Here is a 26224-nt window from a genome sequence, read left to right on the forward strand (position 1 = left end):
TCCCCACAACAGTGCAGAAGGAGTTGGCAATGAGTTGCTTTAAGAAACTATCACAAACAATTTGGCACTGCCAATATCACATAGTGTTTGTACCAAAATACAGATTCAAGATACTTGTCGGTGAAGAAGATTTACCCAATTCTCTTGTATAGTCTCCACCAGCAGATCTACACATACCCAGATTTACCTGTTCCGTTTCGTCTAACTTATTTCCATTAAAACAATACAGTACTCCTCACCTATAGCCGCTATCATCGCATACAAAACACTCCTTAGACATAATTCCCTTTGACTCGAAAATTTAACTAGCTTCCCAGGCTCACTCAAATTTCTCTTTTCATTGACCAGAGAACCTCCCAGCAAACCTCCTTCACCACCTGCATCATTCTTTCGTCGACTGTTACGAAATAACCAGTTCTAGCCCAAGGCCCTTCATTCCCCAACAGTTTTCTCTCTCGAATCAGAACATTTTCCATTGAAATATTCTCATTGTGTTCAATATTATATTGTATAGCACCACAATGTGTGGTGTGTGACACAAAAACCTCTCTTAACATCTTGGGTTAACTGGCATTACGTTTAGATAACTTTCAAATAAGGTGGAAAAGATGGATATAAATACTGGAATATTATTAGTCCTGACATCATTTGCTTTCGGTGTGTATGTTTCGATTAAACTTTTTGAAAATAGTAAAAAAAATGAGGATAGTGAAAAAGAAGAAATGAACCGCAAACAAAGAGTAGAGCGTATCAACAAACTTTCAGGAAGATCATAGAATCCTGCTCAACAACATATAATTTCTGTTACGAGTTGATTGAGAAAACCTGCACACCATCACACGTCTTTTGCAGTAATGTTTGGCACCCGCTATATGACTCTCTTATATGGTAGTGTCCTTATGGACCATCAGCTCGGCAACTTCAGCGGTGCCTGGCTATACGATATGAGCGGTAGGTACAATAGCGTTTGATAGACGTGTGTTGTCTTTAGTATGATGGCCGCAATTGCCTACTGGCCTATCAAAGAAAGCACCAGTACCGAGATTAACGTAGCCTGTTGCAACAAATTAATGCTCACCGGATTCTTTCACAATCCAGCAGATAGTGACTATCGCTGGCCCCCACAGCGCAACGTTGTAATTCTTAAATTATTTTTCGAGAATTCTTCCAACATTTCTTCCAAAAGTCATTGACCTTCCCCCAAGGGGACCCCTTTAAGCTGTTAATAATTAGTGACTGTATTACATGACGGATCGGTCATAGCCCGTACAGGAAATCGTTCAGATATTGGAACGACAATGGGATATCCGCATTTCGCAACTATTATTAATAGAATGACAGGGAGTTAAGCGATGGAAATTGTCGATCAATCAGGTGATGATGGAGCAGTTAATAAAGGATGTGATGCCAGATCAGAACTCCCGAATCGTATCCAGCGACTCAAGGAAGCATACCTGAAAGTCAAACCGAGCATTGTCATTGGTCGCGCTCTGGCTTTTACCGAGGTGACAAAACAACACCCTGAGTTAGCCAACAATGTCAGAAGAGCATTGAGTTTCAAAAGGGCCTGCGAAACTGCACCGTTGCTGATACAAAATGAGGAACTCATTGTAGGTCACCCCTGCGGGAAACCTCGTGCAGGTTCCTTCTCGCCTGATATCGCCTGGAAATGGGTTCGTGACGAACTGGACACCATCGGAACACGATCTCAAGACCCGTATGAGGTCAGCGATAACGACAAAAAGATCATGCGTGAAAAAATCTTCCCGTTTTGGGAAGGCAGGTCTCTCGATGAAGCGTGCGAAGAAATCTTTCGTCAAGAAGGGCTATGGGAGTTCTCCGCGGAAGCATGCGTAAGTGATTTAACCTATCATCATACGAGCGGAGGAGGAGATACCAGCCCTGGTTATGATATTATTCTCTTTAAAAAGGGAATACGCGGCATCAAGGCTGAGGCAGAAGCTCATCTTACAGAGTTGGCAATAAATGATGCACTGAACACAAATAAAATCAATTTCTATCAGGCCACGATAAAAACCTGTGAAGGTGTCATCTCGTATGCCAACAGGCTTAGTGATTTCGCGTTGGAACTCGCTGCCCGGGAACAGGATCTCAATCGCAAAGCAGAACTGATAAAGATTGCTAAAATCAACGTCCGTGTACCGGCCAACCCACCAGAGAGTTTCCAGGAAGCTCTGCAAGCTATCTGGACTATCCAGTCGTTGTTCCTGTTAGAGGAAAATCAGTGTAGCACATCCCTCGGACGCCTCGACCAATACCTGTTCCCTCTCTATGAAGCGGATATACAAGCTGGCATTATCGATAAAGACCAAGCCCTTGAACTGATGAGCTGTTTTATCATCAAGTGTTCAGAGATGGTCTGGTATACACCCGGAGGTACCGCAAAATATTTTGCAGGGTATATGCCATTCATTAACATGTGTGTCGGCGGGTTGAAGCGAGAAGGTGGTGATGGTACTAATGATCTGACCTATCTGATAATGGACGCTGTCCGAAAAGTTGGTGTTTATCAGCCTTCCCTTGCCTGTCGAATTCATAACCAATCCCCACAAAAGTACCTGAAAAAGATTGTGGAAGTCGTCAAGGCTGGCGGAGGCATGCCTGCCTGCCACTTCGACGATGCACACATCAAAATGATGCTGCGTAAAGGATTCGATTTCGATGATGCCCGCGATTACTGCCTTATGGGTTGTGTTGAGCCACAGAAATCAGGGCGAATTCACCAGTGGACAGCAGGTGGATTTACCCAATGGCCCATCGCAATTGAATTTGTTTTCAATCGCGGCGTATTAAAGTCATATGGCAGCAAACAGGGAATAGATACCGGAGAACTGGAGAGCCTTTCGACCTACGAAGAGTTTGCAGCAGCCGTCAAAAAGCAGCTTGATTACATCATGGAACTCACCGCAAAAGGAACGGTAATCAACCAGCGCCTTGTTAGAGACATGACTCCAACGCCATACATGTCCCTCTTCGTTGATGGTTGCATGCAGAGCGGAAAAGACGTCACCGCCGGTGGTGCGGTGCTCTATGAAGGGCCGGGTACCATCTTTGCCGGTCTGGGAACCTATACAGACAGTATGGCTGCCATAAAAAGGCTGGTTTTCGATGAGAAGAAATACACTCTTACGGAAATAAAGAACGCTCTTGATGCTAACTGGCAAGGTTATGAAGAAATGCGAAGGGAATGTCTCAATGCGCCCAAATTCGGCAATGATGATGACTACGCTGATCATATTGCCGCCGATGTGATCGATTACACCGAAAAAACGATTAATCAGCACCAATCACTCTATGCACGAATGATCCATGGCACCTTATCTCAATCGTTCAACACTCCTCTTGGAGAAATGGTCAGTGCTACTCCAAACGGTCGGCTATCCGGAACTCCGCTGTCAGATGGAATGAGTCCATCACAAGGTGCCGACACTAAAGGACCTACCGCAATCATCAAATCGATTGGTAAACTCAATGTTGAATCAATGAGTCTCGGCATGTCACATAACTTTAAACTGCTGCACGGAACTCTGGAGACTCCTGAAGGAGAAAATGGGTTAATAGCACTGCTTCGCACGGCCTCAATTCTTGGAAATGCGCAGATGCAGTTCAACTACATCGATAACGAAACCCTCAAACTCGCCCAGGAGAACCCAGAGGAATATCGTGACCTCATGATGCGTGTAGCCGGCTACAGCGCCTTCTTTGTTGAACTGTGCAAAGACGTACAAGATGAGATCATCAGCCGTACAATGTTGAACTAACCCCATTTCGTATAGCATTATGTCCCTTGTTAAATGGAAATATATCCATTTAACAAGGGAATATTTTATAATATTTCACATATACAACAGGAGTAACTATAGTAGACAGACATTCATCACTTCGGGATAATGCATGATCTGGAACTTCATACTTTACCAACTATACGGTCTCGCTTTTTTCACTATCGGTGTTGCTATCCTTTCAAGGGACACCCGTCTGAGTGAGCTTGGGATCGCAAGAATACTCTGGTTGGTAGCAGTCTTTGGTATTATCCACGGTTTTCACGAATGGCTTGAGTTACTGGAACAACTCTACCCTGATGTTATCTCCCCTGGTTTTTCTCTATTTCGTCTGCTGCTGGTGAGTAGCTCTTTTCTCTTCCTTCTCTTCTTTGGCATTTTCCTGAACATAATATCCCTGCAGGGAGATCAAGCCCTCAACACCACTCCAAAGGTTGCAAAAATCATAATCGGAATTGCAGCAACTGCACTGATACTACTCGCCATCTCCATTGATCTTAAAGGTGGAACTGATATTAACGTCAGACGAATGGTAGCATTCCCGGGTGGATTGCTCTCAGGTATCGGCCTTATTTTTTATTCACGGACTGTTAAGCCCTTCTCAAAAAAGGTAGCAGCCAATTTTATTTTTGCTGGCGTATTCATGATCTGCTATGCAGTTTTCACAGGGATCATCCCTTCCGATTATGTCATTCCCGGATTTGATATCCAGATAATCATGTTAAGAGGCGGTTGTGCCTTCCTGATTATGTTCTTCACCATAAAAGCTCTTTCGGTGTTCAGTCTTGAACAGAGAAAACTCATCGATGAACAACTACAGCGCTTTGCTCAGTCAGAGAAACTGACATCAATGGGAATCCTGGCGGCAGGAATTGCGCACGAAATCAATAATCCTCTCACTAATGCCTCGCTGAATCTTGAAATGTTAAAGGATTTGGTTAGCGGTGAAGAGAGAGTCGATCGGAAATTAGAATCCATTGACCGCAACATCATGCGAGCTTCCACCATTGCCAAGGAATTACTTCACTTCTCAAGAGAAAAAGAAACATCTTGTGAGTCCTTAAACATCAACGAGGTGATCAGGAGCAGCTATAACCTGATAAAAAATCAGCAACTGAGTTCCATAATCACCCTGCAACTCAGTAAAACTCCTGATATCATGGGGATTCCATACAAGCTTGAAGAGGTATTTATCAACCTTATGATGAACAGTATTGATGCCTGTGAAGAGGGGGATTTTATAGAAATCGAAACGTTTCAGCGCTCAAATCAGGTTATAGTGGAGATAACAGATACCGGTCATGGCATAGACGCCGATCATATCATGCAGGTATTTGATCCCTTTTTCACTACCAAGGAGATCGGCAAAGGTACGGGACTCGGCCTGTCTGTGTGCTACAACATAATAAAACAGCATCGCGGGGATATTTCTCTGGTCAGCAGTGAGCACGGCGGTGCAGTTGTTACCATTACATTTCCAGTGGCAGAAAATTATGAATGAAACAATTTGTGTCATCGATGATGATCAGGACCTCCGTGAGTCCATTTCAGAGATACTTGAGGCTAATGGCTTCAGAGTCATTTCTTTTGAGAACGCTGAAGCTGCCCTTTTGGAATTTCAATCTCACGTCCCATCTTTGGCTATCGTGGATAACATGATGCCCGGAATGGGAGGTATGGCATTTATTCCTATCCTGAAAAAAGAACACCCTCAAGTGAAAATTGTCATGATCACTGCGTTTTCGACAGTTGAAAATGCCGTCTCCGCAATGAGAATCGGGGTAGATGATTATCTGGCCAAACCGTTTAAAAGAGATGATCTCCTGGTCACTGTTCGACGTAATCTTGAGGAGCTGAAATTCGAACAGCAGTTGGCAGCACCAGGTATTGATAATGCCCTTTCCTGTCTGTCAAACCAGATAAGAAGACAAATCCTGATGCTGTTATCAAGTAAAGGAAAGATGAAGTTTATGGATATTACCCGCCACCTAAAAATCAGTGACCACACAAAGGTAAATTTTCATCTTAAAAACCTCAAAATGAACCATCTGGTCTCTCACGACAAAGAAAAATTTTACGGCATAACCCTTCAAGGCAATAAAATGATTGATTGCCTATCGATGCTTTCCAAAAATATTTCATAAATGATCAATACTATAACTATGTACTTGTGAACTCCAGTTCACAGAAATGCTCTCCTTGTGTGTTAGCTTTATCTTGAGATCTTGCCTTCCAGCCCCTACAATAATAATGCAACAGTAATTACGAGAATGGTTTGTCAATCTCAGACAGGAGAAGATCATGAAAAATTTAGGGCTTATTACCGTAGCAGGAATGGTTGCTTTTGCCACTTCAGCCATCGCAGCTGATCAGACACTCATCAGCACCAGAGCAAGCTCAGCTATTGTCCTTGATGGCATGGCAGACAAGGCCTGGGATGGTGCAAAAGGGATTACTGTAAAAGTCGATGAGCTTCCTTATGAGCCGAATAACGGTTACAAAGGAATGCAGGCTACCGACGTCACAATCAAATCCCTCTATGATGACAACTATGTCTACTTTCTATTTACCTACAAAGATCCAACAAAAAGCCTTGAGCGTTTCCCTTGGGTAAAACAGGCGGATGGAAGCTGGAAGAAACTCTCCAATAAAGACGATACCGGACACGACAATACCTATTATGAAGATAAGTTTGCAGTGTTTTGGAATATCAATACAAAAGGATTCGAGGAAGACGGTTGTATGATTGCCTGTCACCTCAATGAGCCTGGAGATACCTCTGCCGGACGTAAATATACAGAGTCTGCAGACCAGACCATCGATATGTGGCACGCAAAATATGTTCGCTCTTTACCGATGGGAATGTGGGATGACCAATATGTCGACAACAACACCGATCCAAAAAAGAATGCAGGGTGGGGAAGAAAAGGTGATACCGGCAAAGGCGGTTACTCAAATAACGACAGCGCCGACAAATCCAAACCAGCATTCATGAATCTTAACCCAACCGCAGATGAAATGTATTACGTCATTCCGAGTAAAAAGGTTCCATTTGTTGACAACTTCAAAGCTGGTGATGTCGTTCCCGGTATCAGCATTGCACCAATGATGGGCGGTCGTGCAGATATTCTTTCACGGAATGAATATAAAGACGGTGTGTGGACACTCGAAGTAATGCGATCACTCAAAACTGAAGGTGAAAATGCAGATACTCAGGATGTTCAGTTCACCGACATGTCTAAGAGTTACCCATTTGGTATTGCTGTGTTCGATAACTCTCAGATCAACCATCTTTTCCATACTGAAACACTTCAATTGCAATTCAAATAAAATCAATTGAATGTTTTTAATCACCAGGCAGATCTCGTTAGATAAACGGGATCTGCCTTTTTTATTTTAGGAATACAATAATTACAGCAATTACCTTCTCTCCCCTGCATGTCGACACCAAAGAGCAATCACGGCATTTTCAATGAAAACAATTTATTGATTGCCAACCAGCTGAGCGCAGTGACAGTAGCCGAGCAAACACCCAGCAAACCTATAAGCTGAATACTATCCTTCCAGCCAAGTGATATAAACCACATCGAGCATGCGCCAGTCATAAAGAAGACAAAAACCATAAACGATGAGGCAGCACCTACATCCTGCTCGACCTGCTCGAGTAAAAGGTTGTTGCCCGGCGGCCTTCCAAATGCGAAAAAGAAGGTGAGGAACCACATTGGTACAGCCAACCTTAATGGCTGCGGAATGGTTGAGAATATCATTGGTATAGCAGACAACAACACGCCGATATAACTGATCGGAAGCAGACGTGTAAGTTTTACCTTCCTGGCAATTCGTGAAAAGACCAGGGGCGCTAACATAAATGCCGAAGCATTACAGGCAAAGAAGTATCCATACTCTCGTTCTGAATATCCCAAAATACTGATATAGATATCTGAAGATACAGCAATAAAGGCAAAAAACGGAATCCCGATACAGGCTAAAGCCAGGGTAAGCAGTAAGAACGGTGTGTTTCTAACCAGCCGGCCATAACTTCTGAACACCCTGCGTAACGGCTCTGTACTCAACTCCTGCAGCGACTCGTTCATCATCCATACACCAACCGCGGCAACAAGGCCGAGTACAGCTTGAAGCACGAATACCCAACGCCATGAATGTGACTCAATGATCCAGCCACCGATAATAGGAGCTATCATCGGGGCAGCGGCTACAATTACGCCAAGCTGAAGGAAAATACGTTGACGCAGGTTACCTTCAAACGTGTCCTTACAGATAGCAAAGGCAATTGAAGAGGCACTGGCAGCCCCGGCACCCTGCATCACTCTGGCAATAATCAGATAGTACACGTTATCTGAAACGGCGCAGAGCAAGCTGGCAATCACATAAAGACCGAGGCCTATAAGTAAAGGAGGACGTCTGCCATAACGATCAGACATAGGCCCATAGACCAGCAAGAATCCGCAATAGGTAATAAAAAAACCAATCAGGGTCAGATTAACTGTTGCCAGAGGCATTTGCCACGACTTGACCAGCAGTGGAATAGCGGCCAGATACATATCAGTGGAAAGCGGAGGAAAGGCAGCAAGGAGGGCAAGTAAAGCAATCATTTTTTTCATAAAGCGGACGCACTTCACCACAGACAGTTCTACAGGAAGAAAAGCATATGTGGGGGAATATTTTTTAAGAGAGTACAGCTTGAAGATTGTGACTAATACAACCATAGGTGAAACATCAGATCTTCATAGTTTGCTGGTAGTACCAGCATCAACCTCAAATGGCATAGTAGCCATTTCGCTGTCAGCGCGCAACGTCTATGAAATAGTGATAAGAATTTTTTCTATCTTTAGTCCCTTCTATACCAATTATCTGGTTTTGAATATCAACGCGTACAGGGTCAGAGCAAAAATATAACAATCGACATTTCACTCTGACCCTATTGCCCTTGCGTTTCCAATTTACCTGATATTTGGAGAAGGGTTGCAGGAATATATCTTCAGTGAGAGCATCGTACGTATCACATAAGATTGAAAAAGGCAGGGATGAAGAGAGACAGCTGCGGAAATGCAATAACCACAACAAGTGCAACCAGCATGGCAAGCACCATCGGCCAGACAGCCATAAATGTCTGCTCAAGTCTGATATTGGCCAACTGTGTTGTAACATACAGATTCACCGCAACCGGTGGTGTAAACTGACCAATTGCCAGGTTCAGGGTCATAACCACACCGAACCAGACAGGATCCCAGCCGAAATGGCTCATAATCGGCAGGAAAATCGGCAGAAATATATAGAAGATTGAGATAGCATCAATCAACATTCCGCCAATAAAGATCAGGAGCTGGATAAGAACCAGAACGACCCATTCATTGGAACTTACTCCCATCAGCATTTCAGCAAGGGTATCAAGAATACCAACTGTCGAACCAGCCCAGGAAAAGAGCCCGGCAAAGGCAACAATCAGCATAACTATGGCGGATGCCTCGCTTGCTTCAACCAGAATATTATAGGCTGTACGCAGCGTAAGGCTACGGTAGATGATAAACCCGAGAAACAGGCTGTAAAAAACTGCGACAACAGCCGCCTCGGTGGGTGTGAAGATACCTCCGTAAAGACCACCAAGGATGATTACCGGAGCGAGCAGCCCCCAGAACGCCTCGGTAAACGCCTTCCACAGCGACTCCTTCTCAGCACTGTCATCAGTAATAGAACCATATCCCTTTTTCCTGGCTATCCAGATAGCCGGAATCAGCAGTGACATACCGGCCAGAAATCCCGGGATAGCACCTGCTGCAAAAAGTGCAGGAACTGAGGTGTTGGTAATCGCCCCATAGATAATAAGAGCAATGCTTGGCGGTACGATAATGGCTGTCGAACCAGCTGCTGCAATGAGCGCGGCGCTATAGCCCCTGCTATACCCCTGGGCATACATTGCAGGGATTAATATTGCTCCGATAGCTGCAGAGTCTGCAGGGCCGGACCCGGATACTCCACCGAAAAATACACAGACACCGATAGCAACAATTGCAAGCCCACCCCGCCGCCTGCCAACCAGAAGATTGGCGAAGTGGATTATTCTCTTTGAGATACCGCAACGTTCAAGAATGAATCCGGCCAAAATAAAAAGCGGAATCGCGAGCAGCGGAAATTTCGCAACTCCCGCAAAGAAATTTGGCGCGATAACCGGTGTGCCCAGATCAGCTGCCCAGATAACGAAAAAGGTTGGAACACCAATAGCAGTGGCTATAGGAGCACCGAGCAGCAGAAGAAGGAAAAATCCGAGAAAGAGGACAATACCCATCAGCCAGCCCTCCTGTTCTCTTTGATTGTCGCTTCAATAATACGAATGACAACGAGGCCGCAGCCAATCGGGATACATGTCGTGTAAATCCATTGTGGCAGATTTAACGACTCTGAGGTGATTTCGAGCAGACGTTCATCGAGCAACTGCATATACCCGAGATAACCAAGGGCAGCAAAGAGCCCGATACTCAGGGCCGAGATTGACAGATTAAATATTTTCTGGACTGGCAGAGAAAATTTATCCAGGAAAAACAGCATCCGTAAATGGGAACGCCGCCTGAATGCTGCGGCTGTTCCAAACATCGTCAGCCATACCAGAGAATTGACTTCAAGCTCCTCGGTAAAGGCAAGCGGGTACTGAAACACATATCGGGTAATTACATTGGCAAAAGCCAGACAGGCCATGCAACACAAAAGGGATGCACCGAGCACTTCTTCAAAGTGCTCGATGATCCAGCGAAACTTAGACAACACCTGAACCTCCTTATTCTCCCGAAAAACAGTTAGTTTCCATCATAAAAACAATAAGCTATAAACCTTTATCTATCGAATATTGTTCGGAGTCTTCGCTATGCTCCGCTTACCTGCCCTTTTAGCACACTGACTTCGTTTCTTAATCAGTCATATAGCGCTGCTACGCTCCTTCATTCGTGCCTCGCAGTGCGCTAAATTTGCAGAACAATCTTTACGACATGTAAAGATTTACAGAAAACTCATCATTTCGGGGACTGCGCTTACCTGTTCAAGATCGAGGTGCGTATCAGTTTTTTACCGCAGGCATACTGCTGATGTTCCAAGGATATAAACCTGACACGCAACACAAAGATTGAGCTAAAAGGCAGTTTTAGGATGAAAACTAGTTAGCTGCATCAATTGCTGCTGCTGCCTTATTAACAAGATCCTCGCCGATAACTTTTGTCCACTTATCGTAAACAGAAGCAGTTTTGGCTCTGAACTCGGCACGGGCGGCGTTATCAAGTTCCGTTACTTCCATCCCGTTTGCACGCAATGTTTCAAGAGCACTCAGATCAGGGGCAATAAGTCCCTTACGAACGATTCCACGTTGCTGCTCAGCCGCTTCTATAGCAGCCTGACGGATGATTTCCTGATCTTCAGGAGTGAAACTAGCCATAGTTTTATTGTTAACAGTCAGCATCAGCGGGTCGATAACATAACGCCAGATAGTCGCATATTTATGGAACTGCCAGATTTTAACAGGGATCTCGATAGCTACAACCGGGTTTTCCTGCCCATCAACAACACCCTGCTGAAAAGCTACCTGAGCATCACCCCAGTTCATATTCACCGGGTTTGCACCCAACGCTTTCATAGTATCAATAAAGATAGGGGTACCAACAACACGTACCTTCATTCCTTCCAGATCCTGTGGTTGAGTGATAGCGCGCTTGGAGTTAGTGATTTCACGGAAGCCATTTTCACCCCATGCCAGAACAGTAACACCTTTGGATTTGAGCTCTTCCCCCAGTTCCTTACCTACCTCCCCCTGGATGACAGCATCAAGTGCTTTGTAATCCGGGAAAAAGAACGGCAGGTTAAAGACATTCAGCGGCTTAATGGTGGTCGACCAGTTGATGGTGGATGCAAAACAGAATTCAGCCACACCCTGGCGATGGATAAGAAATTCATTGGTCTGTTTACCAGCCATAAGTGAAGAGGATGTATACACCTTGATATTGATGCGACCATCAGTTCTCTCACGTACGAGATCGGCAAAATGGGTTGCTCCTGCTCCCCATGGGAGTTTCGGACCAACTACAACGCTCATTTTATATTCTTTTTTATATTTGCTACCGGCAAACACAAAAGAAGGGGAAACAAGCGCGAGCAAGGCAACAACAAAAACAACAGACATTCGTTTGAACATGGTACCTCCAAGTGAGTGGGATGAGATAAAAAATAGTTAGATCAACACAAAAAAACGTTGGTTAGGATCATAGAAGAAATTGCCAGACCCGTCAATAATTAAAGGAATATCAAATGGTAACAATAAATATACCAAGATACTAACAGGATGCCTGTTGTAGCGATGAGCGTACCTGCGTCAACACAGGTAATTGATATTGAGTATCAGCAGAAACAATTCCAGACAGAGATAATAGCCTCACCTGAAATTCTGTGACCGTAAATTGTATAGAACAAACCGATATTCAGACGCCAAAAGTAAATGTCAATATACAAAAACGTTCATAATAATCATGAAGAATTATGACAATTATTCAATGAGGTGTATAGCTGGCAGCTGTCATTGGGGGTCGAACTGTGCCGGGAGGTGCAGGGAGGTGCAGGGCGAGATCATCAGTCGCACTATATTGATATAATGAACCCGAATAAAGAAAAGCGCTGTCAGGTGGGATGCAAGAGTGTTTACATTGCAGAATTTAACGTGGTCCAACCACTATCATTCAATTACATGAATCTGAATTTCATCATCTGAGTATTGCTTGACCTCAACGCCTGCACAGCTGGATTTCGTGACATGATTAACGCTGAGTAACACTTTGAATATTCCAGTATTTTCTGACCTGACTTTTACCCCGCCATTTACCAGAGTATATTCTGTTCTTTCGTCATGAGCATCAAGCTCTACCTTAAGGTTATAAAAATCACCACCACCGATTTTAGCTTCTGGCAAGGAAACCGGGATAAAGAGCCACTCTCCTTTTTGAGCTGTATAGGCATGCTCAGTACCGGAAACAGGTAGAGCCATCAACAACATAATACTTAGCAATATATATTTTTTCATTATTCTTCATGCCCGGGCTGGAAGGCCCGGGCATCTCTGTTAAGAATCCTTTTTTGCCAGGGCCAACTGAGGTGCTGTCGGCCTGATAAACCTGGTGGAAGGGTTAAGCTTTTCGTGCTTATCAAATCCCGGCGGATATTGCTCAGCCTTCGAATCCTTGAGCGTTGCCAGATCGACAATGGTAAGTGCTTTGGTCGGGCATCCCAATACACATGCAGGCTTTAAACCGGCATCAACACGCTCAACACACATGCTGCACTTTTCCGCTCGCTCAAGAACCACGTTATCTTTTGCAGCACCATACGGACATTCATCAATACAGGCATGACAATAGACACACTTCTCGGCACTATGCACGACGATGCCATCCTTTGCCCTCTTCTCATGCGCCTGAACCGGACACACTTCGACACAAACAGGCTTGGCACAATGATTACAGGCAAGTGAATAAAATGCTCTCTCACGGTGAGGATAATGCTCTTCAGAAAGAGGTGTCAGGTCGCGCCATACTACGCCAGGCTCTTGATGATATTGATTTTTGCATGCCAATGCACATGAGTAGCAACCAATACATTTTTTGGAATTGACCATAAAGGCCAGTTGTTTTTTCATTATGTTCTCCCTATGCCTTGGCTATATCTGCAAACTGATCATGAATGGCAACACCCGGGGCTCCGGTCTTGAAGCTGCCCATATCAGAAGATTCGTCATCGACCAGATTCTGGACGTTGTAGTCAGCCTTTCTGAACCAGGCCTCGTACATCAGAATGACATCTTCGGCCACATTATCAGTAAGTTTTGCTTTCACGGTTACATTTCCTACTTTGTTAAAGACCTTCACCATATCGCCATCAGCAATGTTTTTGGCTTTCGCTGAAACGGGGTTGATATAGACAAACGGTTCTTTGTTGAAGTCTTCCATGTAATCAATATTTATAAACTGCGAATGCAAACCAAACTGGGTATGCGGGGTGAGTACCCTGAACTTGTCATACGCCTTTCTTCTGACCTTGTGCTCTGGTAGTTTGGTATGACCATATTCAGCTGCGAGATCTGAACTGAATTCATATTTACCTGAAGGTGTAGCAAATTTTCTGTCATGCCATGAAGCACTGGAGGGAAGCTTTGCTTTTTTCGGTCCACTTCGCAAATCCTCCCAGCTCTTAATACCGAAAAACTTGTGGATTCCCTCGTTAAACTCTTTTTCCATCCAGACCTTGGTGTCCATAATCTGTGGGAAGGTACAAGAACCTGCCTCTAGCTCATTCATCTTCTTTGAGAGCATGGCAGCGATCTGAAGATCACTTCTTGCCTCATACTGTTCTGGAATAGCCTTCTCGTTGATGCTGAGCCAATAGTGCCAGTAGGAGACGTTGACGGTGTACTCTTCAAACAGAGTGGTTGCCGGCAACACGATATCGGCATTTTGCACTGTCTCATTGAAGAACTGGTCTACAACAACTACCATCTCAAGTTTCTCAAATGCCCTCTGCAGTTTCGGTCTGTCAAAATCCTGACCAAAAGGATTCTTACAGGCTACCCATAACAACCTGATGGGCGGTTCGTCAGTGGTCAGGATCGACTCGGCCAGCTTATTGATATTGATGGTTCTATCAGAATACTGTGCACCACCTTCCTGCTCTTTGGTGAACTCACTCTTGATCGTGTCTTTACCAAGATAACCAAGCGAACCCTCTGGTTGTTTCTGGACCATGGCATTATAATTAAAGCCCCAGGTCTGGAGATGACCGTATCGAACACCGCCACCTTCTTTGCCAATGTTGCCGGTCATTGCCGCCAGGGCATCAATTGCCCGAACATTGACACCACCGTTCATATGCCTCTGCAAACCGTATCCTGCCCAGATCGTACCCGGCTCTGCTTTCGCGTACTCTTCAGCAATCTCGCGAATTACTTCTGCAGACACCCCACTCTCCTCGGCTGCCCACTCAACAGTCACATTCTCTTTGAGATAACTGACAAACTCATCGAATCCTTTGCTGAACTTCTCGACAAATTCAGTATTATACAATCCCTTATCCACGATGTGACGCGCCATTCCGAGAGCCAGAACACCATCCTGGGAGGTCTTGACCCGTACATAAAGATCCGCCTTCGCCGCTGTCTGGGTCAGGAGCGGATCGATAACAACCAACTTGGCCCCTCTCTCCTGCGCCTCGTAGATAAACTTCATGGTGTGCATGGAGTTCCAGGCAGGATTACCGCCCCAGATAATGATGTATTTGGCTTTGACAAAATCTTCAGGGTCGTTGCACCACATATTACCCATATCAAAATTCTGGGCATCAATACCTGCAGGCCAACATGGTGTGCCAACAAAACGACTGGTATAACCGAGAGAACTCATCATTCCCTCAACACCGTAATGGGTAATGCCGAAGTTGCCGGAGTATTTATCAAGCGCCATACCCAGCAGACTGCCGTCTTTTTTCTTCAGTTCAAAGATCTTATCAGCAATTTCTGTCAGTGCCTCATCCCAACTGATTCGCTTCCAGTTGCCGGTACCTCTGCCGATCTGCTTCATCGGGTACTTAATCCTGTCAGGGCTGTATACCCTTCGCGGATAAGCATATCCCTTTACACACAGGGCACCGTCAGTAAATGTGGACTCCTGCGCACCCTCAATAAATTCCAGAACACCATTGCGTACATAGGATTTTATGCTGCATGTGTCATAACAGTTTCGGGGGCAGGCATTACGGAATATGTCATATTCCCCTTCATATTGAATACGCTCCCAGGCATTTGCCCGCAGGATTCCGGCAGGTATCGATGCCATAACTCCTGCTGCAACCATACCTTTCAGAAAACCACGTCTGCTGAAAGGACAGACAACTGCCTTATCGGTTTTATCCAGCTCTTTTTTCATTCCATCTCCTTATCTTGCGTAGTATTACCGGTCTCGTTCTCAACCCACTCTGACAACAGCATCAGTACATTCTTTACTGCCACAGATTCCTGGCAATGCTCCATTGCTCTGGTGGAAAATTCCGGAACCCATAATGCGATATGTTCATGAATAAAACCGGCATACGCATCTGCCGCTTCAGGCAACTTGTCGGCGAGAAGCAACAGATGTCTGCATGCATCAAGTTCGTAGGCGAGACTGTCTTCAGGTTCGCTTCCTATCTCATCAATTCTAAGCCCGATGGATTCATAAAATGTGCGTATTTCGGCCGTTACGTTCCCCTGTATCAACCCTTCGGGATCGAGGTATACCGAGGCTACAGCAGGTGCCAGCGGTGCCATAGGGCCAGTAAAAAGCTTGTTGAAGGTGAACTCTTCCAGATCCCAGTCAATCTTTTGAGGATCACTGCCAGGATCACTAAGAGCTGAAATTTTGAGGTAGGCTTGTCTCAGATGCTCTTTTCTGCCGTAATGAAAAAAGTCCCTGAAAGCTTCGAGGAGTTGTGGTCTATCCATGTTCAATACCCTTTTGTTGTGTTTCAAAGATGATAAACGGGTATGAAATGGGAGTAAATGGGAGGTATTGGGCATTTAATGGGTATGAAAACATACCCATTAAATGAGATGATTTGAGAGAAAGAAAACTGACTACAAGGCTAATACACTGAAAACATTTAATTTACTTGTTCAAGTAGGCAAAAAGATTTACATCTTTTCCACTCAGGCCGAGCTTTCGCCTGATATTTTTACGATGTGTCTGCACTGTTTCTATGGATATTGCCATGGCATCAGCGATATCCTTTGAGGTCGAACCTGCCTGAATCATCTGACACACATGCACTTCAGATTTAGTTAATCGGATAATGTCTTCATTACTTATAGCACCTGAAGACCTGGTCAGACCTGCCAACTGGTCACGAAGTATTTTCATATACATGTCGCGAACATCGCGGTTATCTTCAGCCGCCAGTTTCTGCAATGACGGAATAATACTTGTTGTCACCTTCTGGGCTATTGAAACCTCAAGATCTTCCTTGTCCCGGTCTATGGCCTTCATGACATTTCTGAGAGTAACATTCATCTCTTCAGCTTTTGTTTTCTCCTCGCGTAAATATCTCTCCATCGCTTTTTGCTGAGTGATATTGCGCACAATCAGGTGAAGAAAATCTTCTCCACCAAGGCGAAATTTATTAACCGTGATACTCGCAGGAAATGCATCGCCGCTTCCGGTAATACCATTGACCTCGCCATGCCAGACATCCCCCTCGTTTATCAATGCGGCCTGACGCAGGTTATCTATGCTGTCCGGATGAATTATTTTTACGCAATTTGCTCCTTCAAGCCACTGACTTGTCATTCCAAACATGTCAGCCGCTTTCTGATTGGCCTGGGTAATCATTAACGAATTGTCTACCAGCAGGATACCTTCACCTGCTGAAGTGAATAGTGAGCGGAAGAGTTGTTCGGATTGTGTTAATGCTTCCGTGCGTTCCAGAACCTGGTGTTCAAGCTGCACCCTCTGATCGATAAGAGACGTGATATCACTTAGAATGATGACATACCCGGCTGAGGCCAGAGACACCTTTTTCAGTGGTACGATAACCATAGAATAAATTTCGATACCGTCATTCATCCTGATTTCATGACTTTGCCCATGCGGATAGCGTTCAAGAAATGTTGGTACCGAATAGTCCTCATGATCAATATGCCTGAAGACGCTATCTCCAAGAGCATTAATACCGAAATGCTCTCTTGCGACGCCATTCATCTCAAGAATTCCCCCGGTATCGTTTATTACCAGGACAATATCAGAGGTTGACTCAAAAATGTTTTCATACTTATTTTTCTCTAACGTCAAGCTGCGGTTCTTTTCAGCAAGCATACTGAGCTTAGTATCGTGGGTCGGATCATCCCAATCCGCAACAGTAATCGTTTCAATTGCATCTACAATCCGACGAAATTCGATATGGTGTTGGAGTTTTTCGTGATCAGGCAGATCGGACAGTAGAATGATATCCTCAACAGCATGGAGCAATGTCTTGAAACAACCGAAGAACATCTCTGCCTTCAAGCCCCGGGCCTGGTGCCTCCTGCCTGTCTGCACAAGAAAATCCGCCATCTCCCTGTTGTTTTTCAGAATTGATGGGAAGCGTAAAGACTTCCCCTGAGACAGAAGTGCCTGGATGGGTTCAATAAGGCCGCGAAGACTGAGAATGCAATCCTCTTTCTTGGCAGTTGTATGCTCAAGATATCCTGCCTGTTCCATGTACTCAGTCCACTTCACAAGGAACGTGTCCATCTCCTCCAGGATTGAATCCAACAATACTTTCACTCGTTATCTCCCTTGAAACTTCAGAAAACTCGCATTGAATCTGCATAAATGCTGTCTGGATACGATCATATCAAGAGCAACAGGATAGTATCACAAGTACTACACATGTCTATCATGAGCAATCTGCAAAGGTTGCTTTCAGCTTCGTCGGATGTAAAACTGTTGAGGTAATAGTCGAACATTACATATAGAATAACCGATACCAAATTCGCTCTAAACGTGAAAAGTCAAGGTGCCTGATTGAGCAGAACGAGGTATATATTACTTATGCACTTGCCAGACGGGTCTGTAGTAGCCACCCAGGCATGTTCCCACTGTTTATCATACCCGCAATATTTTATAAATTTACGACTCGAAAGGATAGATGTATGTCAGAATTCAAGGATGTAACAGTTATTAAAGCAGCAAGTGTTTACTTTGATGGGCAGGTCACCAGTCGCACAGTTGTTTTTCCTGATGGCTCCCGCAAAACCCTCGGGATTATGCTTCCTGGTGAGTATGAATTCAATACCGCCGCCAAAGAAATCATGGAAATCCTTTCCGGAGAACTCGAAGTGTTACTCACACCCGAGGCAGGATGGAAAACGATTTCGGGCGGAGAAGAATTTGAAGTGGCCGCCAATTCAAAATTCGGTGTTAAAGTCAAAAGCATTACTGACTATTGCTGCTCTTACATAACGGCATAAGTAACACTTCTTTACAAACTTCGTTGTTATAATTTCCCCATCATTACGACGTACTCCAGTACGCTGTAATGATGGAAAATAAACACATAACAGCAACCTGCTGAATTGTTCTATTCGATGTGGCTTAACATGTGCCTGACAAACAGATTACACCATAGCACTAAAACTCTTTAAAGGGCTCACAAAACAACCACTTCAATAATAACCAGCAACACAGTTGCATAAACGGAATATCCTCTTAACCTGTACAATGCAGTCTGTTTAAACGACTGATCAACACATTGTAAAAAAAAGTCAGACAACCGAGACAGTTCGACAAACCGATACACCTAAACACCCCACAATCAAAAAGGTGAAAAGAACATGGGACAAATGGCTGAAAGAAATCGTCGTATTGTGCTTGCATCACGCCCCGTCGGTGCTCCGACGAAAGACAACTTCCGCTTAGAAGAAGTCTTGCAACCTATCCCGGGCGAAGGCCAGGTACTCTTGCGCAGTATTTACTTATCGCTTGATCCATATATGCGCGGCCGTATGAGCGATGCTCCTTCCTACGCGCCACCAGTCAATATTGATGAGGTGATGGTGGGTGCCACTGTCTGCCAGATTGAAGAGTCCCACCATCCTGATTTTAAAGTGGGAGAATGGGTTCTTGCCTATAGCGGCTGGCAATCATATGCAGTATCAGACGGATCGGACCTGACCCCGCTCGGGAAAAATCCTGCAACCCCTTCATATGCTCTTGGCATTCTGGGCATGCCCGGCTTTACTGCGTATATGGGCTTGCTGGACATTGGCAAACCACAATCAGGAGACACTCTGGTGGTGGCCGCAGCAACTGGCCCGGTTGGAGCGACTGTAGGCCAGATCGGTAAACTCAAAGGTTGTCGTGTTGTTGGTGTTGCCGGAGGTGCAGAAAAATGCACTTATGCCAAAGAAACTCTAGGATTTGATGAGTGTCTGGACCATAAGTCCTCAGATTTTGCCGAACAATTGAAAGAAGCATGCCCGAAGGGGATAGACATTTACTACGAGAATGTTGGCGGCAAAGTATTTGATGCTGTATTGCCACTACTCAATGTCGGAGCCCGGATTCCGGTCTGCGGTCTTGTCTCACGATATAATGCCACAAAACTTCCTGATGGCCCGGATCGCATGTCGGTTCTTATGGGGACAATTCTGGTGAAACGAATCACGGTAAAGGGATTTATCATCTTTGATGATTACGGTCATCGTTACGATGAATTTGCCACAGAGATGTCAAAAATGTTGAGTGAAGGAAATATTCACTACCGTGAACAGATTGTTGATGGTCTGGCAAATGCGCCTGACGCATTTATCGGCATGCTGGAAGGTCATAACTTTGGCAAGCTTGTAATCCGGGTCAACAATCCGCTATAAACAACCACATTAAAGGATATTTCATGAAAATTTTAATGGTTCTCACATCCCACGACACACTTGGTGATACAGGCTTAAAGACCGGTTTCTGGCTAGAAGAATTTGCCTCTCCATACTTTCTTTTTAAAGATCAAAATTTCGAAGTAACCCTGGCCTCTCCACTCGGTGGACAGCCTCCGCTTGACCCCAAAAGTGATGAACCCGACTTTCAGACTGCGGCTACTGCTCGCTTTAAGCAGGATGATCAGGCGCAAAAGGAACTTACCAATACAGTTCGTTTGGACTCCATTGACCCGACCCAATTTAATGCTATCTTCTACCCTGGCGGACATGGACCTCTTTGGGATCTCGCTGAGAATAAAAAATCCATTTCATTAATTGAGGAGTTCTATAAACAGGGAAAACCTGTAGGGCTTGTCTGTCATGCTCCGGGAGTCCTTCGCCATGTAAAGGATACCGATGGAAAACCTCTTGTTAAAGGAAAAAGAGTCACAGGTTTTAGCAATACTGAAGAAGAAGCCGTTCAGCTGACAGAGGTTGTTCCATTTCTGGTCGAAGACATGCTGAAAGAGAATGAAGGCGTGTATTGCAAAGGTGACGATTGGGGCAGTTATGTTGAGGTGGATAAGAACCTTGTAACAGGTCAAAACCCTGCATCATCAGAAGCAGCGGCAAAACGTCTGATAGAAATACTTAACAGTTAGTCTGTATTTTTGACCACCTATGAGGCCGTCCGAGAATGACTTCTTGTTCAAAATCTTCGGGCTTTTCAAAAATATAATGCTGCAGGTAAGCGAAGACTCCGATATCATATATATGGCTGTGCTTATTTTTTGAAAACATCTCGATTTTGACCCAAATTCCTATTCTCGGATAGGCTCCTATTTTCCAGATCTTGCCATAATGCATATGGCAAGATCGTGAGAACCCAAATACCAGAAAACCCATCACCATTTTCTACCATAAATATAGTACTCTACTCATCCTACGGGTTTAGATTTCACTTTCAGTAATGAGGCGATGAATATACCTGAAACAAGGCCCCAGAAGTGAGCAGCCCACGAGATAAAGGGTAAAAAGCTGAATATTGAGAGTAATGCGCCTCCGTATAAGACAAACGAGAGAATTGCAACTGACCAGCTGCGCAGACTCGGACTAAAATACGCATCAGCTAAAAGAAAGCCTATAAGCGAAAAAACAAGACCGGATGCACCAATCACAACTCCACCCGAGCTGAAAGCCCAGGTACCAAGACCGGAACCGACAACTCCGCAGACTAAAACGATGAGCATCCGTTTTGAACCTATGGACATGCGTATAAATGCAGACAGCACCAGCAATGGTATCGTGTTTGATATAATGTGAGACAGCCCTCCATGCAGGAAGGGAGACAGCAATATCCCTGTCAGACCATCAAGTCTGCGCGGTCGAATACCCAGATGATCAAACGATATACCTGGAAGCACCATATCAACAATGAAAACGACCCACATAACAGCAACGAGAAACAGCGCCTCTTGAGGGATGATTCGCTTAAGCATCATATATATCCTTAATTGACTGATCTTTTTTTGATAATTACATCAATGTAACGAACAATAGACATGCAATGTATTAAATTACGTATACAATGTCTAAATCGTATAAAGTCAAAAGCTACATTCAGCCTTCTTTTTCTCATGTACCTTCGTGTAGTGAATTATGTCACGATTGCATGATATAGTAGTTTTTTATACGGCTGATTAATTGAGTGCATGCTACACAGAGAATCATAGATAAGCAACTAATGTAACAAAAGATTGACACACTATGTCCCGATGCATATTTGTGTTCAGTTGTATATGTATGACAACTAAGCAAAAGGAGAAATGCTAATGAATTGGAACAATGATAAACTCAAGGAACTCGCTGATTCTCAGCCTTCCTGGGCCGTCGATACAAAAGGTGACTGCCTCAGTATCACAAATGATGATGGAATAGATGCGTTTATTTATGTTGGCGACCAGCAGATTATCGCTGAAACAACACTCTTTCCTGCAAGCATGGTTGCAGACAAGACAGCATTAAACGATCTGATTCTACGGACACACAACCTGCTGCCTTTGACCACTGTCTGTATCAATACTATAGGCGAAGAAGAGTTTTACTCAGCCTTTGGCTCACTGTCTGTTGACAGTAATGGTAGCGCGATTGTAGAAGAAATTGAGACTCTCTTTGCCAATGTTGGTGAGTTTCTGGAATTATATAAAGATCACCTTAAATAGGAGACCACAACATGAGTCTTAAAAAACTTTGGAGCGCTCTGAAAGGAGCCACAAACGATGGCCTTGAAGCAGCAGCCGACACGCAGTCAATCCGTATCCTTGATCAGGAATTACGTGAAGCAAAAAAAGAACTGCAGGCCTGTGATCACAATCTGACAAAGATCATGGCAAAACGTAAACTCGCCGATAACAAGGTTAATTCCTTGAAAGGTGATATCGAGACCTATACGAATCACGCCATTGCCGCGAGTGAAAAAGGCGACGATACACTTGCTATCGAATGTGCTGAGCGCGTTGCAGATCTGGAAGCAACTCTTGAAACAGAACAAAGTCTTCTTGACGGTTTCCTCTCCTCTGAAACTGCTCTGAAAGCCAACATCAGCAAAGCCAAAACTAATGTTCGCCGTATGGAACAGCAGATCGATCAGGTAAAAGCAACTGAATCTGTTCAGAAGGCCCAGGTAGCAGTTTCAACACGCCACATGGGGGCCAACAGTAAAGTAAAAACAGCTCTGGACAGTCTCGAGCGCATTAAAGCCAAGCAGGAACAACGTAACGCCGAACTCGCAGCAGCAGATGAACTTGCTAACGAAGAGAGCGGTTCCAGCCTTGACGCCAAACTGAAGGCTGCCGGCATTCAGCCTGGTGGCCAGGTGAAGGGTAACGATAAGCTGGCACAGATTCTTGCTGCCAAAAAAGGTTAACGTTACACCGTAAGTTGCAACGTACCTGTTCATGAGCGGCCGTAACAGCCCTCATGAACAGGTATTTCATTACCTGCCAAGCCACTTGGAATACGACCGCCATGTTCAAAAAATTATTCGGAAAAAAACCACAACATGATCCACGAGCCGATGCGCCATCCATTATGGGACTCCGCTTAGGCTGCAGTTTTGAGATTGACTCCCTTCATCTGAGACTCATAGTAGACGACCTGATGATTGACGAGTGTTCTCCAACCCAGATTATTAAGGCAGCCGGTGTTGTTGATCTTGATGGTACCTGGGTATTTCGTTTCTACACCGACGACGATGCTTTTCTGCAAGTGGTTGCCGAAGGCGGAAAATCCGATGAACATGTGGTGGATGTAAAATTATTTCACTTCTATGACACCAGGGATATCAGTTCTCAAGCTATCTGGGACCAGCTTCTAAAAACAGAAATTGGTGCTTCTACATACGAGCTTGATGGCTATACCTATAGTCGCGTCTGGACTTCTGCCAGTGACTATCACAACCCGGTGCACATGGCTGAGAAAACGTACGATGATGATGGAGATTTCTCTGTTACTGATCAGTTTACCATGCTTTTTGAGAGGCCCATCTCAAATGATCAGACAGAATCTCTGTTACTCTCTGCTGAAGAGAAAGTCGAAGAATCAGGTAATTTGAGTCGCTGTTTTGTTCTCAGCACTGGGATCACCTTAACTCCCGCCCAATTAACAATACACGGATAACCCATGGAAAACCCAAGTTTATTCTCTAGCGTCATGCATTTCGGTTTGTATTTTGGAATGTCACTAGTTTTTCTTGTGCTCTTTAAATATGTGTACAAGTTTATCACCCCGCACGATGAGTGGAAGCTCATCAAAGAAGAAAAAAATACTGCTGCAGCCATAGGATTTGGCGGTGCAATAGTGGGTTTTGCCATTGCTCTCGGCGGTGCCGCCAGCAATTCTATATCGCTGATCGATTTTGCCACCTGGGGCATAGTTGCTTTTATTGCCCAATCACTCGCCTTTGCACTTTTTCGCTTTGGTTTTATGCGCACCATCATTACACGCATCGAAGCAAATGAAGTCAGCGCGGGTATCATGTTAGCTGCAACTACTATCGCCGTCGGCCTGTTAAACGCAGCCTGCATGACCTATTGAGGGGGCAACAATGAAGCGAACCAAACATATCGACCTGAACATGATGAGGAAAGAGCCGAAAAAACGATCTTTCCGCGGCCCGCTGGCATTAGGAATTGCTGCTGTCACATTGGCCTCATGCAGTAGCCAGGAAGAGGTTATGGTTGTCAATTCAGCCGCAGAGTGTGTCTCTAACTCTGAACTCTCCCTGGAAGAATGCCAGGCAGCCTATCAACAGGCTCAGGAAGAAGCAGAACGTACCGGCCCCAAATACTCATCCGCCTCCCAGTGTGAATCTGAATTTGGCGATGGTCAGTGCGTACAAACCAGAAGTGGCGGCATGTTTATGCCGATGATGACCGGTTTTATGATCGGCCGGATGTTATCCGGAAGTAGCTCATATAATGGTTACGGATATAACCCCGTCTACCGATACAACCGACCATATTCTTCGCATCACAACCAGATCATGACCGCGGATGGCTCTGTAATTGGTAAACCAGGGCAAAAGTCGTACAAAGTCGACAAATCTGCGATGAAAACCAAACCGGCAGTCACACGAACTGTTTCCCGTGGTGGTTTCGGGGCAGTTGCTTCAGCAAAATCGAGCTGGGGTGGTGGCAGCAAGTCCAAAGGCTGGGGAGGCTGATTCTATGCTGCGCATGCCCATAAAGGAGCGCCCGGACTGGGAAGCTCGAGCTGATGAATTCGGCTTTAAGTTTCACTCAATGTACGGCGAACGTTACTGGGATGAGCGAGCCTATTATCAATTCTCATTGCAGCAGATCGAAGAAGGCATCGAAGCACCTACTGAAGAAATCCATCAGATGTGCCTCGCTGTCGTTGACAAGGTTGTTTCCGACGAGCAGCTTATGCGGCGGTTCTGTATTCCTGAGCGCCATTGGGATTTTCTTCGAAACTCATGGCTCAACGGTGATCCGAGCCTCTATTCCCGCATAGATCTGGCATACTCTGGTAAAGGGCATGCAAAGCTCTACGAAAACAATGCAGATACGCCTACCAGTGTCTATGAGACCGGATTCTGGCAATGGCTATGGCTCAAAGACAATGTTGATGCCGGTATTTTGCCCCGAAAAGCAGATCAGTTCAACAGCCTGCAGGAAAAGCTGGTTAACCGTTTTAAAGATCTACAGTTCCTGACACCTGATCGTGAACTGCACTTCGCCAGCTGTAAAGATACCGAAGAAGATCGCGGCACGGTGCAATACCTTGAAGACTGCGCTCAGGCTGCCGGTATTGACACGCATTTTGTTTATATAGAAGATATCGGTCGTGACAAGCACGGCAACTTCAGTGACCTTAAAGATCAGGTAATCAGCTGGATGTTCAAACTCTACCCATGGGAATTCATGCTTGAGGAAGAGTTTGGCGATTATCTTGGTAAAAACAACATTCGCTGGATTGAACCTCCCTGGAAAAGCATCATTTCCAATAAAGCGCTATTACCTATGCTTTGGAAAATGTACCCTAATCACCCAAATCTCCTCCCTACATTTTTTGAAGATGAGCTGCATCTGGCGGGTAATTCCGACTCTATGGTAAAAAAACCACTATTTTCCCGGGAAGGCTCTAACATCTCAATCGTTCGGAACGCATCGGAAATCGCGGCCTCATCCGGCCCATATGGCGCTGAAGGGTTTATCTATCAAGCTACATATATGCTGCCCAGATTTGGTGAACACTATACGCTGATCGGCAGCTGGCTGGTCGACGACCAGGCGGCAGGAATCTCTGTGCGTGAAGACAGCGGACCAATTACTCAGGACATGAGCAGATACCTTCCCCACATTATACTGTAATTCAAGAGTCTATCGGTTCTGCAACGAAAAGAACTGATAGACTCTTGCTGCAGACAAACATCACCGCA

Annotated in this window: 24 protein-coding genes and 1 pseudogene; 15 read left to right on the forward strand and 10 right to left on the reverse strand. The window is 44.9% G+C overall.

All coding sequences use genetic code 11. The features are described from left to right. Positions 1 to 29 precede the first annotated feature (29 nt). From FCL46_RS28300 to FCL46_RS16870, 6 genes and pseudogenes are all read left to right on the forward strand, one after another. A pseudogene (locus FCL46_RS28300) lies at positions 30 to 125 on the forward strand (IS200/IS605 family transposase); the annotation flags it as partial. A gap of 483 nt (positions 126 to 608) precedes the next feature. Next, positions 609 to 776 carry a hypothetical protein gene (locus FCL46_RS16850; RefSeq protein WP_153307145.1) on the forward strand — a complete coding sequence of 56 codons (168 nt, stop codon included), beginning with the start codon at positions 609 to 611 and terminating at the stop codon, positions 774 to 776. Between the two features lie 582 nt (positions 777 to 1358). Further along, positions 1359 to 3782, forward strand: a complete 2424-nt coding sequence (gene cutC, locus FCL46_RS16855; RefSeq protein ID WP_420811281.1) for a choline trimethylamine-lyase — start codon at positions 1359 to 1361, stop codon at positions 3780 to 3782. A gap of 133 nt (positions 3783 to 3915) precedes the next feature. Then, positions 3916 to 5304 carry a sensor histidine kinase gene (locus FCL46_RS16860; protein ID WP_136809890.1) on the forward strand — a complete coding sequence of 463 codons (1389 nt, stop codon included), beginning with the start codon at positions 3916 to 3918 and terminating at the stop codon, positions 5302 to 5304. Continuing rightward, positions 5297 to 5947 (forward strand): response regulator, encoded by a 651-nt coding sequence (locus tag FCL46_RS16865; protein WP_136809891.1) that lies wholly within the window; start codon positions 5297 to 5299, stop codon positions 5945 to 5947. The genes FCL46_RS16860 and FCL46_RS16865 overlap by 8 nt, the downstream gene beginning before the upstream one ends. Before the next feature lie 157 nt (positions 5948 to 6104). Next, positions 6105 to 7133, forward strand: coding sequence for an ethylbenzene dehydrogenase-related protein (locus FCL46_RS16870; RefSeq protein WP_136809892.1), 1029 nt, complete (start codon positions 6105 to 6107; stop codon positions 7131 to 7133). Between the two features lie 128 nt (positions 7134 to 7261). Here FCL46_RS16870 and FCL46_RS16875 read toward each other — a convergent pair whose 3' ends face one another. The 9 genes from FCL46_RS16875 to FCL46_RS16915 all read right to left on the reverse strand — a co-directional run bounded on the left by FCL46_RS16875 (position 7262) and on the right by FCL46_RS16915 (position 18133). Further along, on the reverse strand, positions 7262 to 8425 hold the full coding sequence (locus FCL46_RS16875) for a multidrug effflux MFS transporter (protein WP_136809893.1): 1164 nt from the start codon (positions 8423 to 8425) through the stop codon (positions 7262 to 7264). A gap of 398 nt (positions 8426 to 8823) precedes the next feature. Beyond that, positions 8824 to 10107, reverse strand: a complete 1284-nt coding sequence (locus tag FCL46_RS16880; protein WP_136809894.1) for a TRAP transporter large permease — start codon at positions 10105 to 10107, stop codon at positions 8824 to 8826. After that, positions 10107 to 10583 (reverse strand): TRAP transporter small permease, encoded by a 477-nt coding sequence (locus FCL46_RS16885; RefSeq protein ID WP_136809895.1) that lies wholly within the window; start codon positions 10581 to 10583, stop codon positions 10107 to 10109. Before FCL46_RS16885 ends, FCL46_RS16880 begins: the two co-directional genes overlap by 1 nt. A gap of 382 nt (positions 10584 to 10965) precedes the next feature. Next, a complete protein-coding gene (locus FCL46_RS16890; RefSeq protein ID WP_217909458.1) occupies positions 10966 to 11994 on the reverse strand; it encodes a DctP family TRAP transporter solute-binding subunit in 1029 nt (342 codons plus the stop codon). A 534-nt stretch (positions 11995 to 12528) separates the two neighbouring features. Continuing rightward, entirely contained in the window at positions 12529 to 12873 is a 345-nt protein-coding gene (locus tag FCL46_RS16895; protein ID WP_136809896.1) for a hypothetical protein, read from the reverse strand. Between the two features lie 39 nt (positions 12874 to 12912). Beyond that, positions 12913 to 13485 (reverse strand): 4Fe-4S dicluster domain-containing protein, encoded by a 573-nt coding sequence (locus FCL46_RS16900; protein ID WP_136809897.1) that lies wholly within the window; start codon positions 13483 to 13485, stop codon positions 12913 to 12915. A gap of 10 nt (positions 13486 to 13495) precedes the next feature. Next, positions 13496 to 15763, reverse strand: coding sequence for a molybdopterin-dependent oxidoreductase (locus FCL46_RS16905; protein WP_136809898.1), 2268 nt, complete (start codon positions 15761 to 15763; stop codon positions 13496 to 13498). Continuing rightward, positions 15760 to 16317 (reverse strand): TorD/DmsD family molecular chaperone, encoded by a 558-nt coding sequence (locus FCL46_RS16910; protein ID WP_167506036.1) that lies wholly within the window; start codon positions 16315 to 16317, stop codon positions 15760 to 15762. Before FCL46_RS16910 ends, FCL46_RS16905 begins: the two co-directional genes overlap by 4 nt. A gap of 163 nt (positions 16318 to 16480) precedes the next feature. Further along, positions 16481 to 18133: a PAS domain S-box protein gene (locus FCL46_RS16915; protein WP_136809900.1), complete on the reverse strand. Its 1653-nt coding sequence runs from the start codon at positions 18131 to 18133 to the stop codon at positions 16481 to 16483. Between the two features lie 368 nt (positions 18134 to 18501). On the opposite strand from FCL46_RS16915, the gene ppnP reads away from it, so the two are divergent. From ppnP to FCL46_RS16930, 3 genes are all read left to right on the forward strand, one after another. Further along, the gene (gene ppnP / locus FCL46_RS16920; RefSeq protein WP_136809901.1) at positions 18502 to 18819 is read left to right on the forward strand and encodes a pyrimidine/purine nucleoside phosphorylase; all 318 of its coding nucleotides are present in this window, start codon (positions 18502 to 18504) and stop codon (positions 18817 to 18819) included. A 372-nt stretch (positions 18820 to 19191) separates the two neighbouring features. Continuing rightward, positions 19192 to 20220, forward strand: coding sequence for an NADP-dependent oxidoreductase (locus FCL46_RS16925; RefSeq protein WP_136809995.1), 1029 nt, complete (start codon positions 19192 to 19194; stop codon positions 20218 to 20220). Between the two features lie 23 nt (positions 20221 to 20243). Beyond that, a complete protein-coding gene (locus FCL46_RS16930) occupies positions 20244 to 20924 on the forward strand; it encodes a type 1 glutamine amidotransferase domain-containing protein (RefSeq protein WP_136809902.1) in 681 nt (226 codons plus the stop codon). Between the two features lie 276 nt (positions 20925 to 21200). Here the strand turns inward: FCL46_RS16930 and FCL46_RS16935 are convergent, their stop codons facing one another. Continuing rightward, entirely contained in the window at positions 21201 to 21764 is a 564-nt protein-coding gene (locus FCL46_RS16935) for a rhomboid family intramembrane serine protease (protein WP_136809903.1), read from the reverse strand. 330 nt (positions 21765 to 22094) lie between these two features. Between FCL46_RS16935 and FCL46_RS16940 the strand changes: the two genes are divergently transcribed. The 6 genes from FCL46_RS16940 (at position 22095) to FCL46_RS16965 (ending at position 26156) form a co-directional block, all read left to right on the forward strand. Beyond that, positions 22095 to 22484, forward strand: coding sequence for a DUF2170 family protein (locus FCL46_RS16940; protein WP_136809904.1), 390 nt, complete (start codon positions 22095 to 22097; stop codon positions 22482 to 22484). 11 nt (positions 22485 to 22495) lie between these two features. Further along, positions 22496 to 23188 carry a PspA/IM30 family protein gene (locus FCL46_RS16945; RefSeq protein WP_136809905.1) on the forward strand — a complete coding sequence of 231 codons (693 nt, stop codon included), beginning with the start codon at positions 22496 to 22498 and terminating at the stop codon, positions 23186 to 23188. 101 nt (positions 23189 to 23289) lie between these two features. Continuing rightward, a complete protein-coding gene (locus FCL46_RS16950) occupies positions 23290 to 23940 on the forward strand; it encodes a YjfK family protein (protein ID WP_136809906.1) in 651 nt (216 codons plus the stop codon). Positions 23941 to 23943: 3 nt separating this feature from the next. Then, positions 23944 to 24357, forward strand: coding sequence for a DUF350 domain-containing protein (locus FCL46_RS16955; protein ID WP_136809907.1), 414 nt, complete (start codon positions 23944 to 23946; stop codon positions 24355 to 24357). A 10-nt stretch (positions 24358 to 24367) separates the two neighbouring features. After that, positions 24368 to 24985 carry a DUF1190 domain-containing protein gene (locus FCL46_RS16960; RefSeq protein ID WP_136809908.1) on the forward strand — a complete coding sequence of 206 codons (618 nt, stop codon included), beginning with the start codon at positions 24368 to 24370 and terminating at the stop codon, positions 24983 to 24985. 4 nt (positions 24986 to 24989) lie between these two features. Next, positions 24990 to 26156: a glutathionylspermidine synthase family protein gene (locus FCL46_RS16965; RefSeq protein ID WP_136809909.1), complete on the forward strand. Its 1167-nt coding sequence runs from the start codon at positions 24990 to 24992 to the stop codon at positions 26154 to 26156. The last annotated feature ends 68 nt before the right edge of the window (positions 26157 to 26224 follow it).

Source organism: Desulfosediminicola flagellatus (assembly GCF_005116655.2).
Lineage (GTDB): Bacteria > Desulfobacterota > Desulfobulbia > Desulfobulbales > Desulfocapsaceae > Desulfopila > Desulfopila flagellata.